Below are 13374 nucleotides of genomic sequence, written 5' to 3' on the forward strand. Positions count from 1 at the left end.
CCTGAATGCTTTCAGTTTGTTATCTCATCAACAATAAAACGCTAAATGGAGTTTTTATGTCCGACGCGCAGTTCAATGTGGTATTTAATGGTGTGCTCGACGGCTTTGACGCCGACCAGGTTCAACGTGATTTTGCCCAGTTATTCTCTCTCGACACTGAAAAAGTGGCCCGCATTTTTGCAGCCGGTCATGCGACGCTCAAATCGGCCGTCAGTGAAGCAGTTGCCAATCAATATATTGCGCGCCTGGCGGCAATTGGTGTAAAGGCTATTGCTGACGTGCAGGTGGCTACCGAGCCCACCCTCAGCCTTCAGGTAGATACCGATGTTGCAACTGCTCCCGCGGCAGCCGTTGCCCCTGCAGCGTCAACTGTCCAGGAAAAAGAGCTGCGATTTGAATTTTTTGGCAAGGGTGTTGAGTATTTTAAAATCTGGATCGTCAATATCCTGCTGACGATTGTCACGCTGGGGATTTACTCCGCCTGGGCCAAGGTGCGCAACCTGCAATATTTCTACGGCAATACCCGACTCAATAACGCCAGTTTTGAATATACCGCCAAACCCCTGCAAATCCTCAAGGGGCGAATTATCGCCATGGTGTTCCTGGTTGCCTATTCTGTGCTCAGCCACACGTCGCCTATGCTGGCGTTGGCCATGTTGGCGATCCTGTTAATCGCATTGCCCTGGGTGGTGGTGATGTCGTTGCGTTTCAATGCGCGCTACAGCAGTTATCGCAACATCAGTTTCAAATTCCACGGCGGTGTCTGGGCTGCCTGCAAAGCCTATGTGCTCTGGCCGCTGGCGGGTGTGTTTACCCTGGGTATCCTTATGCCGTTCGCCTGGAAGAAACAAACCGAATACATTGTGAATAATCACAGCTATGGGCAAACGCCGCTGAGTTTTGATGTGAATATTGGTGAATACTTCAAAATGTTGCTGATTATTATTGGCGGCTCGGTTGTTTTCTTTGTGGTTTACCTGCTGGTCATTGGTGGCGGTGCCGCGGCGGCGTCCCTGGCGGGAGGAAATGGCGCCTTCCTGGCACTGATGATCCCGATGCTGCTGTTGTATTTGGCGTTTTATCTGGTGATCGGCTCCTATGTCACCGTTACTATGGCGAATATCCAGTACAACCATACCAGGCTGGCAGAGCATCGCTTTAGTGCCAACTGGCATACCCTTTCCTATTTGAAGCTGCTGTTTGTAAATACCTTGCTGATCTTAATCACCCTGGGGTTGTACATTCCTTTCGCCAAGGTTCGCACCGCAGCTTATAAGGCAGAGCATACCCAATTGATTGCCGGCGGTGACCTGGACAATTTTGTGGCGGCTGAAAAAGAGCAAACCAACTCCCTGGCAGAAGGTGTCAACGACCTCTTCGCCATGGATATCAGTATTTAATTGATTGTCGAAAAGGATTTGCCTATGTTCCGCCTGCAGGGTGACTGGTTTGATGGTAAGACCTCCGCGCACCAATCGGTGACGATGGAGGTCAATGACAATGGGACTGTGCGTATCTATCACGCCTTGACCAACCAGTGCCTGCTGCAGGTGGAATTTTCCGAATTGGACATTGCGTCGCGTGTAGGCACAACGCCGCGCTATATTTATTTTCCCCAGGGGGAAAAACTGGAAACATCGGCGCACGATGAGGTCGACGCGCTGCTGCACCGGTTTCGCCCCTCACTGTTTAATACCCTCGCCCATAAACTGGAGAGTCACTTACAGTTTGTGTTGTTAACCCTGGTTATCGTAGCGGGTATGACCTGGTGGACGGTGATCTATGGCCTGCCACTGGGCGCGCGCCTGATTGCCGATGCCTTACCGCCATCGGTCATGAACCGGGCCTCAACTGAAACCCTCGCCATCCTCGACAAAATGCATTTTGTCCCCAGCCAGTTGGACGATGCCACGCGCGAGCGGGTTCTGGAGCATTTTGCCCCGGCACTGGAAGAAAACCGCGCTTTGAATATCCGGGTGCTCTTCCGCGGTGGAGGTAACATCGGCGCCAATGCCTTTGCACTGCCAGATGGCACCGTGGTATTTACCGATGAAATTGTCCACCTGGCGCACAACGATGATGAGTTATTGGCGGTATTAGCCCACGAGATCGGCCATGTGAGATATCGCCACGGCTTGCGTGCAACCATTCAGGGTGCAGTGTTGAGCTTTGCCATCAGCATGTTAATTGGCGATGTTTCCGCTGCCGGAGAATTACTGGCATCCCTGCCGCTGCTGTTAACAACTTCATCCTATTCGCGCGATTTTGAGCGCGAAGCCGATTTGAACTCCCTGCATTTCCTCGACAGCCATCAGGTGCCGCGCCATAGCTTTATCGACCTTATGGAGCGCCTGACCTACAACGCGCACTGCTCTGCTTTAATTCGCATCGAAAAAGAAAAACAAGCCGCAGAGGCTGAGGAGCATGAACGTGCGGGGGATAGTGAAGATACAACTGCCGACGTTGATGGTGTGTCGGGTGCTGACCAGCGTGTTGATCAGCCTGTACCGGAGCAAGGTATTAGTCCAGAGCGTAGAGAAATGTGTGACAAGCTAATGGCTGAACATAAAAAAGACAGCCTGAAAATACTGGATTACTTCTCATCGCACCCCGAGACGGAAGAGCGGGTGAAGCTCTTTCGCGCGCAACCTGCAGCGCATTAATTCACCGGTATCTGTCAAATAATAAAAACGGCAGGAACATCTCCTGCTGTTTTTTATTAATCCACGATATTGCTCACGCAAAAAATACCCGCTTCAACTCTGCATACTGTTCCGGCCTCAAGCGCGGTCCGAATTGAGACACCACTTTTCCCGCGGCCAGGTTGGCAAAAGCGGCTGCCGTTGCAAAGTCTTTGCCCTCCGTTAAGGCGTACAGAAAGGCCCCCGCAAACATATCACCCGCGCCATTGGTGTCCACCGGTGTAATCGGTTGTGCGGTTACCTGCACCAGTTTTTCACCGTCAAATACCAGGGCACCATCACTACCGCAGGTAATGGCAAATTGTTTGGTGTATTGCTTGAGTGCTTCGCAAGCCTGTTCCAGGGTGTGGGTTTGGGTAAAACCTATGGCCTCGTCGCGATTGCAGAAGATCAGGTCGACACCTGCGCCGATCATGTCCAATAAACCCTCGCGGAAAAATTGCACCATCGCCGGGTCGGACAGGCTGAGAGCGGTTCGTGTTTGGTTAGCCTCAGCCTGTTTGCGCAGCTCAATGGCAGCGGTGCGCCCGGTAGGTGATGTGACCAGGTAGCCTTCGATGTAAGCCCACTCGGATTCGGCAATGGCTTGCACATCCAGCTCCGCGACAGAGAGGGTTTCGCTGATGCCGAGGAAGGTGTTCATGGTGCGCTCAGCATCCGGCGTTATCATCACCAGGCATTTACCGGTAATGCCGGCAGGTGGTGTGATATGCGCGGGGGTTTTGACGCCCGCCGCATGCAGGTCGTGCAGGTAGAAATGACCGTTGTCGTCGTTGGCGACTTTGCAGGAATAGAAACTGCGACAGCCGAAGTAACTGGCGGCGATGATGGTATTGGCTGCTGAGCCGCCACTGGCGCGGTGCGAGGCGACCAGATGATCTTGCAAATAGTTGATCAGGGTATGTTGACGCGCTTCGTCAACCAGGGTCATGACACCCTTGGCTACTGCCATGCGGGTTAGGTCCTCATCGGTCAGGGTGATTTCCGTATCGACCAGTGCGGCGCCTATGCCATAAATATGATGGTATTTGCTCATGGAGTATCCCCTGTTGTTAATGTGCGCGAGCGATATGCAAGACGCCGGGCATTATGCAGATTTTGCGGCCCGGATTAAACGCCTGCGGATTTTCCGGCTTTTTTCATCTCAGTTGGCTGTTAAACTGCGCGCACTTTCCTAGACCAACGATTGAAGTTGCCCCAATGACCAAACGCCGTTCCCGCTCTCGCCCAACTGCTAAAACCCAGTCCCCTCGCCATGGCTGGGCTCTGGTTCGCCTGTGGATTTTTTATGGCTTGCTGTTGCTGGTGGCATTGCTGGCGATATGGACGGTTTATCTGGATAACAAGGTTCGCCAGAAGTTTGAGGGTAAAAAGTGGTCATTACCGGCGCGGGTCTATGCGCAGCCCCTGGAGTTGTACCAGGGCATGGATTTGAGTGCAGCGGCGTTTGAGCAGGAGCTACGTGCCTTGGGTTATCGGTTTGTCTCCAATGTGACTGCACCTGGCCAGGTGCTGAAACGCGTGAGTGTGGCTTCCTCGGGGGCCAGCTATCAGATGCACAGCCGTGGCTTTGCCTTCTGGGATAAGCAGGAACCTGCGCAGCGTTTCAGTGTGCGCATTGAAGGCAACCAGGTGGCGCTGTTAATGGACATTGCCGGAGCCGATTTGCCGCTGGTGCGGCTTGAGCCCCAGGAGATCGGCGGCTTTTATCCTGCCGAGCAGGAGGACCGTATGCTGGTGCGCCTCGCTGATCTGCCACCGCTGCTCGGTGAAACCCTGCTGGCAGTCGAGGATAAGCATTTTCTGGATCATCATGGGGTATCCCCATTAGCCATCCTGCGCGCGGCCTGGGTGAATGTGCGCTCGGGCGATGTTGTCCAGGGCGGCAGTACCATCACCCAGCAGTTGGTAAAGAATTTTTACCTCTCGAATGAACAGCGTTTTTTCCAGCGCAAAATCCCTGAAGCCATTATGGCGGTGTTGCTGGAAGTCCATTATTCCAAAGCGGAAATACTGGAGACCTATATCAACGAGGTTTTCCTGGGGCAAAAGGGCAAGCGCGCGATCCATGGCTTTGCGTTGGGCGCCCAGCATTATTTCCGCCAACCCCTGAATGAGCTGGATGTGCAGGAACTGGCGTTGTTGGTTGGCTTGGTGAAGGGCGCGTCTTATTACAATCCCTGGCGCAACCCCGAGCGTGCCAGGACGCGGCGCAACCTGGTATTGGATGTGATGCACAGGGAAGGGCTCATCGATAAGGTACAGCTGGATAAGGCCAAGGCATCTCCGTTGGGGGTTGTCGAGGCTGGCCAGGTCAGTGCAACCACCTATCCGGCCTTTATGGATCTAGTGAAGCGCCAGCTGCGCCAGGAATATCAGGAAGAGGATTTGCGCAGCGAAGGTTTACGTATTTTCACCAGCTTATCGCCACGTGTGCAGCGCCAGGCTGAAGAAACCCTGTCCCAGCGGGTTAACCAATTGGCCAAAGGGTACAAACAGCCTGAATTGCAGGGGGCCATGTTGGTAACCTCTGTGGGAACGGGAGAGATCCTGGCCGTTGTGAGCGATAAAAATCCCCGCTTCGAGGGCTTTAACCGGGTATTGGATGCAAAACGCCAGATAGGCTCATTGATGAAACCCTTTGTATACCTGGCCGCGCTGGATATTCCGCAGCAATATCACCTGGGTAGCATCATCAGTGATGCACCGGTCAGCTATAAGTCTGGCGGTAAGTGGTGGGCGCCCCAAAATGCCGATAAACAGGACCATGGTGATGTACCTTTGTATAGCGCCTTGGCACATTCCTACAACCAGGCAACCGCTCGCCTGGGGATGACACTGGGATTGGATCGGGTGATCAAAACCGTTAAGCAGGCCGGCTATAACGGCAATATTCCCGCCGTGCCGGCCATACTGCTGGGATCTGTAGAAATGTCGCCACTGGAGGTCGCTGGCATTTACCACACGCTGGCAGCCGATGGCGTTTATGCCCCCGTGCATGCCATCCGCGAAGTACTGGCAGCCGATGGCAAGCCACTCAAGCGCTATCCCCTGGAATTACAGCAGCGTTTTGACGCCCGGGCGGCCTTCCTGATCCAGGAGGCATTACACCTGGCGATTACTGAAGGCACGGGTAAAAGCGTGCGTTACCAGCTGCCCCCGGGGATGCGTCTTGCGGGAAAAACCGGTACAACCAATGATCAGCGCGATAGCTGGTTTGCCGGTTTTAGTGGAGAACATTTGGCTGTGGTTTGGATGGGGCGCGATGATAACCAGCAAACTCCCTTCAGTGGTGCCACGGGGGCGCTCCAGGCCTGGGCAGACTTTATGAAAGCTACACCTACGCGCGGTTTGGAAGCGGAGCCGCCATCGGGCGTGAGTTACATCTGGCTGGACAAGGTAAGTGGTAAATTAAGTAGTGAAACCTGCCAGGGTGCCGTATACCTGCCAGTGCGCAGCGATTTCCTGCCCCTGCAGGCAGCGCCTTGCCAGGAATCCAATCCCATTAAAAACTTTTGGCAAAAACTGGTTAATTAACTTGGCTCCAACCTGTTTCCCTCCTCAAGAGCGGGAAGGAAACAGGCTGCCCATCTGGCTGCAAATATTTTATCCCCCTGAATCTGCCCGTCGCTAAACTGCATCTTAGTGTGTGAGTTGGGGCAAAGCGTTGATTTTATTCGCCCATTAATAGCGAGAGGCTTATTCCATGACCCAGTTTTCCCTCTTTGTTCGACGCCTGTGCGTGGTACTGCTTATAGCTGCCGGGGCGTCAGCGCTGATGCTCCCGGCTGTGACCGCAGAGGAATTGGTGGGTACCCCGGTTCCTGTCGGCAGTGATCCTATGTCTGTTGCGGTGCCTGCCCCGACTCCCAATGTACCGGCTGGGGAACCCGAAGATATGATGTCTGTTGAAGATGGCGCGATGTTTGAGCCTGCCCATCCGGAGTCGCCTGTACTGGGCATGGCGCCGATACAAATCCCCCCGATTCCGGCACTGCCTTCTTCGCCCCGGATTGAGCGCGGGTTTGATTACTCGCAATTGGTGCCCATCACCGCCATTCTGATGATATTTGGTGCCCCCATGGTGTTGCTGGGATACCTCGGGCGTTTGCATTTCCAGGCAAAGGCACTTCGGCGCCGGGACATGAATGCCAATATCGACAAATTACTTGCTGCCGGGCGCGATATTCCTGTGGAGTTGTTGCGCGGTGACGACCCCAGGCAATCGGATGAAGGGGGTAATCGTAACAAGGGGGTACGCAATCTGTTATTGGGGATTGGCGGGTTAATCTTCCTGACGATTTTCCTGGGTATCAAAATAGGTTCTATAGGCTTTATCTGGATAGCACTGGGTTTATCGCAGCTGATTATCTGGAAGCTCAATAACGGCGATCGCGCGCAATTGCAGGCGGATAAGCAGGGCTAGGTTCATGTCGATTCCCGATCAGGAATTGATTGCGCGGGTGGTAAACCGCAAGGACCAGCATGCTTTTGCGCAGCTGGTATTGCGCTACCAATCGCAGCTGCGCACCTGGGCGAGACGCTTGTGCAATGGCGATACCCACCTTGCGGACGATCTGGCACAGGAGACCTTTATCAAGGCCTATGCGGCGCTGGGAGCATTCCGCGCGGAGGCGAAATTCTCCACCTGGCTGTATCGCATCGCCTTCAATGTCGCGGCCAACCGCTGGCGCAGTAAAAAGCTGGAATGGTGTGAGCTGGACGAGAATGAAGAGACCGAAGCAGACCAGTGCAGCCTGCAACAATTCCATGCCCAAAAGGATGTCGAGGCCGCCATGCGTATGCTCAGTGCCGGGCAGCAACTGGCTATTCGACTATGCTATGAAGATGGCTTCTCCCACGAAGAGGCAGCGGCGATTATGGGGATTCCACTAGGCACGGTGAAAACCCATATAGCGCGGGGTAAACAGAAACTGCAAACTCTGCTCGTGTCCTGGCAGGACGCCTTGCCCCAGTGAAACCGCTGCAAGAGGTGAAAGAAACGATGAAACACAGTAATACGTTTGATGACTTCCTGACACATCAGTTACGCGCCAAAAACGATTACCTGCACGATGATGGTTTTACGGCGCGGCTGATGGCTGCACTACCGCAACCCAGGAAGGCGCTGAATCCCTGGCTGGAAAAACTGATAGTCTTTTTGCCGGTTACCCTGATCAGCTTGTGGGTATTGGCACGCTTTCCCTGGTTTGAGGTGATCCAGCCGCTGTATGCCCAATTTTTATTGATGGATCTCGCCGGATTAGTCCTGGCCTCTTTCGCAATTATGTTGACACTGGTGCTGATTCCTGCCTGTTGGGTGTTTAATCGAGACAGGCTTTAAGCTTTGGTATTGCTGCTTTACTAAAAAGGGTTTGAAATAAAAAACGGCCACATATACGACGTGGCCGTTTTTATGTTGTCAGGGGTAATTGGCAAACTTACTCGCAGCTTTCTTCAATGGCCTTTTCCATTTCATCAAATTTCTCCTGTCGTTCGTCCTCCGTTAGAAAGCGGGTGTTGCCATCAGCGTCAGGCATTTTAATCCGGGCATTACTGTTTAATGTCTCCAGATTCTTGCGTGCTATTTCACAGCGCTCGGGATCTTTTAATTGTTGTTGCATACTGGGGGGCTGCTCAGCAGTGACAGGTTCGCTGCCGGTACTGGGAGCAGCTTCGCCAGCTACGGAATCACTATGCCCTGTACGGGCGCGAACCATCTTGGCATTGGCTTCTTTAGGTGGGCGCTCGCCATAATGGGTAACACCGTTCTCATCTTTCCAGGTATATACCTTGGCGGCCAGGACAGCGGTGCTTAGCAGGCTGGCAATGCAGCAGGCCAGAATTAGCAGGGGTTTCATCGGAACAATGTCCTCGTGGGAGATATGCGCCAACTATAGCCCTAAAGCCGCAGTGACGAAACCGGAGTTAGCCAATCTGTGAGCCATGTCTGGCTGTTCCGGCAGGGTTAATGCCAAATAGCGTAAAAAACATGATTAAAAAGTGGCCTGTAGCCGGTTATTTTCTTGACATTACGGCTGATCTTGGGAGAATTGCCAGTCCGCCAGATGGTTGGCAAATGGCCGATAAGCTCAGGCCCTTGTTTGTCCCCGGCTAAGTCACCCTCTTAGCGACCCATCTGCTGGCGATACGACTATCCCCGTATCGACCTGAGCAAACCCTGCATACCTGCCGGGCTTGCGCTGATCCGATCTTGGCCTTGCCGGGCTTCGTATCGTGGATCATTCATTGCGCCAGATTGCTGCAACGCCAGTGACTGTCGCCTATCCGTGTGCAGTATGTCCTTCTTTACTATCTGCACTGCCAGTTTACGGCTGGCCACAACCTTGAGACCTAAAAGGGGAAACACCGTGGAAATGCTCTCAGGCGGAGATATGCTCATCCGTGCCCTGAAAGACGAAGGCGTTGAATGCGTATTCGGCTATCCAGGCGGCGCTGCACTGCATATTTATGACGCCATTTTCCGTCAAAAAGACGTTAAACACATTCTCGTTCGTCACGAGCAAGCTGCGACCCACGCAGCGGATGCCTATTCTCGCTCTACCGGTAAAGTGGGCACTGTGTTGGTCACCTCCGGCCCGGGAGCAACCAATGCCATTACCGGTATTGCTACAGCCTATATGGATTCTATTCCTATGGTGGTGATTTCCGGTCAGGTGATGAGCCACCTGATTGGTGAAGATGCCTTCCAGGAAACCGACATGGTGGGGATTTCCCGCCCGATCGTGAAGCATAGCTTCATGGTTAAACACGCTAGCGAAATTCCGGAAATTGTTAAAAAGGCTTATTACATTGCTGCTACGGGGCGTCCTGGCCCTGTTGTGATTGATGTCCCCAAAGACGTCACCAGCCCGCTGCACACCTTCCCCTACGAGTACCCCGAGAAGGTGAAAATGCGCTCTTACAACCCGGCGACTCGCGGTCATTCCGGCCAGATTAAAAAAGCCGTGCAGCTGCTGCTTTCTGCCAAGCGTCCGATGATTTATACCGGTGGCGGTGTTGTCCAGGGTAATGCCTCCCATCTGCTGAAAGAGCTGGTGGACTTGCTGAATTACCCGGTGACCAACACGCTGATGGGGTTGGGAGCCTATCCGGGAACCGGCAAAAACTTCCTCGGCATGCTGGGGATGCACGGAACCTATGAAGCCAATACAGCGATGCATCACAGCGATGTGATTTTAGCGGTGGGCGCGCGTTTTGATGATCGCGTGACCAATGCGGTCAGCAAGTTCTGTCCGAATGCCAAAATTATTCACGTTGATATTGACCCTGCGTCTATTTCAAAAACCGTCGTTGCTGATGTGCCTATCGTTGGCGCAGTAGATAGCGTCCTCAATGAAATGCTCTCGCTAATCAAAGAGAGCGACGAGAAACCGGATGCGCAGGCCATCGCATCCTGGTGGGAGCAAATCAATGAGTGGCGCGAGCGCCACGGTATCTATACCCAAAATCGTTTTGATACTTCGGGCGATAAAATCAAGCCGCAGGAAGTTATCCAGGCGATCTGGGAGGTGACCAAGGGCGATGCGTATGTCACTTCCGATGTCGGCCAGCACCAGATGTTTGCGGCGCAATATTACCTGTTTGACAAACCGCGCCGCTGGATCAACTCCGGTGGCCTTGGCACCATGGGCTTTGGCTTGCCTGCGGCCATGGGGGTGCAGGTTGCACATCGCGATGCAACGGTGGTGTGTGTAACGGGTGAAGGTTCCATCCAGATGTGTATCCAGGAACTATCGACCTGTACCCAATACCATTTGCCGGTGAAGGTGATTTGTTTGAACAACCAGGCTCTGGGCATGGTTCGCCAGTGGCAGGATATGCAGTACTCAGGACGCTATGCTGAAAGCCTGTATGAGGATTCGCTGCCGGATTTCATCAAGCTTGCCGAAGCCTACGGCCATGTCGGTATGCGTGTCACCAAGCGTGAGGAGCTGAAAGCCAAGCTGGAAGAATGCTTTGCATTGAAAGACCGTGTAGTGTTCATGGACATCATGGTTGACCAGTCCGAGCATGTCTATCCCATGCAGGTTGCGCAGCAATCCATGCGCGATATGTTCCTGAGCAAAACGGAGCGTACATAAGATGAGACGTATTATTTCTGTTCTCCTGGAAAACGCTCCCGGTGCGCTCTCGCGTGTAGTGGGGTTGTTCTCCCAACGGGGTTATAACATCGAAACACTTACGGTGGCGCCTACGGAAGATCCCACGCTCTCGCGTTTGACCCTGACCACGATTGGCGATGATCACAAAATCGAGCAGATCACCAAGCACCTCAATAAATTAATTGATGTCGTTAAATTGGTGGACTTGACCGAAGGTTCGCACATCGAGCGCGAGCTGATGCTGATCAAAGTCAAAGCCTCCGGTGCCCAGCGCGCCGAAGTCAAACGCTGTGTGGATATTTTCCGCGGCCAGATCGTGGATGTCACCAGCACGCTCTACACCATCCAGATTACGGGCGCGAGCGATAAACTGGATGCCTTTATCCAGGCGGTAGGTGATGCATCAATTATTGAAGTGGTACGCACCGGCGTGTGCGGTATTTCGCGCGGTGAGAAAGTGTTGAGCCTATAACCTTGCAACTCCACATCAAAGGCCGAAGTTTGCAAAAGCTTCGGCCTTTTTCTTTGGTGATCTATGAAACGCATCATTTCGCTGGATTTTTCGCTGTCACCTCACCTGGTGGCGCCACAGCTGATCGGTTGTGAGTTTTTGGTTGAGGGCGTAGGTGGCCTCATTGTAGAAGTGGAGGCTTACGATCAATCTGAGCCGGCATCCCATACCTTTACGGGAAAGAGTGAGCGTAATGCGGCTATGTTTGGCCCGCCAGGACGGGCCTATGTGTATCGCTCCTACGGTATTCACTGGTGCCTGAATTTCGTTTGTGGTGCAGAAGGTCACGGTGCGGGAGTATTGATTCGGGCCATCCAGCCTACACAGGGAATCGATATTATGCGTAAACGCCGGGCACTGGCCGATGACCGCTTGCTGTGTTCTGGCCCTGGTCGTGTTGGCCAGGCTCTGGCTATTGTCCATGCGATGAACGGTCATTCGCTGGATCGGAAACCATTTCAACTGCTGCCTGCATCAAGCCCGGTTGACGTGGTGAGCGGTCCGAGGATTGGTATTTCCAAGGCTGTGGATTTGCCCTGGCGTTTTGGTTTGGCGGGCTCGCGTTTTTTGAGCAAACCATTTCGCTGATTACTGGGAAATGGTCGGCTCTCGCAATTGATTCCAGAAGGCGTTGACGATTGGGCTTTTCAGCCGCTTTTCCATCACGCAAATCCCTGTGTCATAAGGGCCCAGATCCGGCTGCGGGTCAAAGCGTTTGACCTTATCGGCGAGGGGGCTGTTATCGACCACGATCTGCGGCGCAACACCCACGCCAAAGCCCAGGCTCACCATGCTGACGATGGCCTCGTTGCCTTTGACCTCTGCATAGATATTGGGCTTGATACCCCGTGAATGAAACCACTGGTCCAATCGCTCTCTTGCCAGTCCTTCCTCGGGAATAATCACCGGGATTTCGTGCCAACCTTTTCCGTGCCAGTCTTCGGTGTTAGCAGTAATAAAAATCAGCGGTGAGCTGTTGATCGGTTTAAAACTGACACCCGCGGGCAACTTGTCCGGCTTGGCAGCAATGGCAATGTCTTCCTCGCCAGCGAGAATATGTTCGATAGATTGTGCCGGATCACCGGTGTGCAGCTTGATGGCAATGCCGGGGTGCTTGACACGGAATTCAGTGAGAATCTCATAGAGAAAGCTATAGCTCGCGGTGACTGAGCAGTAGATGCTGAGCTGTCCACGCAGCTGGTCGGCCTGGGCGATAAGCGACTCCTGGTAAGTCTCCCACTGGCGGATCATCTCCTTGGCAACCCCCAGGAATTGCTCGCCCTCATGGGTAAGAATCACTGAGCGGTTGTCGCGTACAAACAGGTGGATCCCCAAGTCGTCCTCTAATTGCTTGATATTGCGGCTCAAGGTGGAGGGGCTCACGTGGCAGCTGGCGGCAGCACGACCAAAATGCAGGCTGTTGGCAAGGGCACAGAAAAGGCGAAGTTTGGCGATATCCATAGCAAGGCGCTCAGTAATCAATAACCATGTTGCATAAACTGAAATATTGAATTGCGAATATATCATTTTACGAGACGCTGGTGTTTCCCTACACTGGCGGCCTTTTACTGCGCCGACTTTCGGTGCCCCCTACCTTCCAGACTCTCTAGACAGGAGCTAGCCATGCACGTTTATTACGATAAAGACTGTGACCTCTCGATTATCCAGTCCAAAAAAGTAGCCATCATCGGTTACGGTTCACAAGGTCACGCCCATGCCTGTAACCTGAAAGATTCAGGTGTTGATGTGGTTGTAGGTCTGCGTCCAGGTTCGGCGACTGTGAAAAAAGCAGAAGCTCACGGCCTGAAAGTCACTGATGTTAAATCTGCAGTTGCCTCTGCTGACCTGGTGATGATCCTGACTCCTGACGAGTTCCAGTCAAAACTCTACAAAGAAGAAATCGAGCCAAATATCAAGAAAGGCGCTGCCCTGGCATTCGCCCACGGTTTCGCGATTCACTACAACCAGGTAGTGCCACGTGCAGACCTGGATGTGATCATGATTGCTCCCAAGGCGCCAGGACACACTGTGCGCT

The 13374-nt window shown here is 53.3% G+C and carries 13 protein-coding genes (1 of these 13 running past the window's edge); 10 read left to right on the plus strand and 3 right to left on the minus strand.

The genetic code is table 11. From position 1 onward, the window contains the following. Positions 1-56 precede the first annotated feature (56 nt). A complete protein-coding gene (locus CJA_RS03195; protein WP_012486331.1) occupies positions 57-1400 on the plus strand; it encodes a YjgN family protein in 1344 nt (447 codons plus the stop codon). Positions 1401-1424: 24 nt separating this feature from the next. Further along, positions 1425-2663, plus strand: a complete 1239-nt coding sequence (locus CJA_RS03200) for a M48 family metallopeptidase (RefSeq protein ID WP_012486332.1) — start codon at positions 1425-1427, stop codon at positions 2661-2663. A 73-nt stretch (positions 2664-2736) separates the two neighbouring features. On the opposite strand, the gene CJA_RS03205 is transcribed toward CJA_RS03200, so the two are convergent. Beyond that, the gene (locus CJA_RS03205) at positions 2737-3738 is read right to left on the minus strand and encodes an adenosine kinase (RefSeq protein ID WP_012486333.1); all 1002 of its coding nucleotides are present in this window, start codon (positions 3736-3738) and stop codon (positions 2737-2739) included. Positions 3739-3902: 164 nt separating this feature from the next. Here CJA_RS03205 and mrcB point away from each other — a divergent pair, with 164 nt between their 5' ends. From mrcB to CJA_RS03225, 4 genes are all read left to right on the plus strand, one after another. Beyond that, positions 3903-6239 carry a penicillin-binding protein 1B gene (gene mrcB, locus CJA_RS03210; RefSeq protein ID WP_012486335.1) on the plus strand — a complete coding sequence of 779 codons (2337 nt, stop codon included), beginning with the start codon at positions 3903-3905 and terminating at the stop codon, positions 6237-6239. Between the two features lie 169 nt (positions 6240-6408). Further along, positions 6409-7128 (plus strand): DUF6249 domain-containing protein, encoded by a 720-nt coding sequence (locus CJA_RS03215; RefSeq protein WP_012486336.1) that lies wholly within the window; start codon positions 6409-6411, stop codon positions 7126-7128. 4 nt (positions 7129-7132) lie between these two features. Then, positions 7133-7681: an RNA polymerase sigma factor gene (locus CJA_RS03220; protein WP_012486337.1), complete on the plus strand. Its 549-nt coding sequence runs from the start codon at positions 7133-7135 to the stop codon at positions 7679-7681. A gap of 26 nt (positions 7682-7707) precedes the next feature. Further along, positions 7708-8046, plus strand: a complete 339-nt coding sequence (locus CJA_RS03225; protein ID WP_012486338.1) for a hypothetical protein — start codon at positions 7708-7710, stop codon at positions 8044-8046. 97 nt (positions 8047-8143) lie between these two features. Here CJA_RS03225 and CJA_RS03230 read toward each other — a convergent pair whose 3' ends face one another. After that, a complete protein-coding gene (locus CJA_RS03230) occupies positions 8144-8563 on the minus strand; it encodes a DUF4124 domain-containing protein (protein WP_041550996.1) in 420 nt (139 codons plus the stop codon). A 510-nt stretch (positions 8564-9073) separates the two neighbouring features. Here CJA_RS03230 and CJA_RS03240 point away from each other — a divergent pair. The 3 genes from CJA_RS03240 (at position 9074) to CJA_RS03250 (ending at position 11927) form a co-directional block, all read left to right on the plus strand. Beyond that, positions 9074-10807, plus strand: coding sequence for an acetolactate synthase 3 large subunit (locus tag CJA_RS03240; protein ID WP_041550999.1), 1734 nt, complete (start codon positions 9074-9076; stop codon positions 10805-10807). Position 10808: 1 nt separating this feature from the next. Then, a complete protein-coding gene (gene ilvN / locus CJA_RS03245; protein WP_012486341.1) occupies positions 10809-11300 on the plus strand; it encodes an acetolactate synthase small subunit in 492 nt (163 codons plus the stop codon). Between the two features lie 63 nt (positions 11301-11363). Then, positions 11364-11927 (plus strand): DNA-3-methyladenine glycosylase, encoded by a 564-nt coding sequence (locus CJA_RS03250; RefSeq protein ID WP_012486342.1) that lies wholly within the window; start codon positions 11364-11366, stop codon positions 11925-11927. Here CJA_RS03250 and ilvY read toward each other — a convergent pair whose 3' ends face one another. Next, positions 11928-12800 (minus strand): HTH-type transcriptional activator IlvY, encoded by an 873-nt coding sequence (gene ilvY, locus CJA_RS03255; RefSeq protein WP_041551952.1) that lies wholly within the window; start codon positions 12798-12800, stop codon positions 11928-11930. 162 nt (positions 12801-12962) lie between these two features. Here ilvY and ilvC point away from each other — a divergent pair, with 162 nt between their 5' ends. After that, positions 12963-13374 carry the beginning of a ketol-acid reductoisomerase gene (gene ilvC, locus CJA_RS03260; RefSeq protein ID WP_012486344.1) on the plus strand. The gene runs 605 nt beyond the window's last position, so only the first 412 of its 1017 coding nucleotides appear in the window; its start codon is at positions 12963-12965; its stop codon lies beyond the right edge, outside the window.

This window comes from Cellvibrio japonicus Ueda107 (assembly GCF_000019225.1).
GTDB lineage: Bacteria > Pseudomonadota > Gammaproteobacteria > Pseudomonadales > Cellvibrionaceae > Cellvibrio > Cellvibrio japonicus.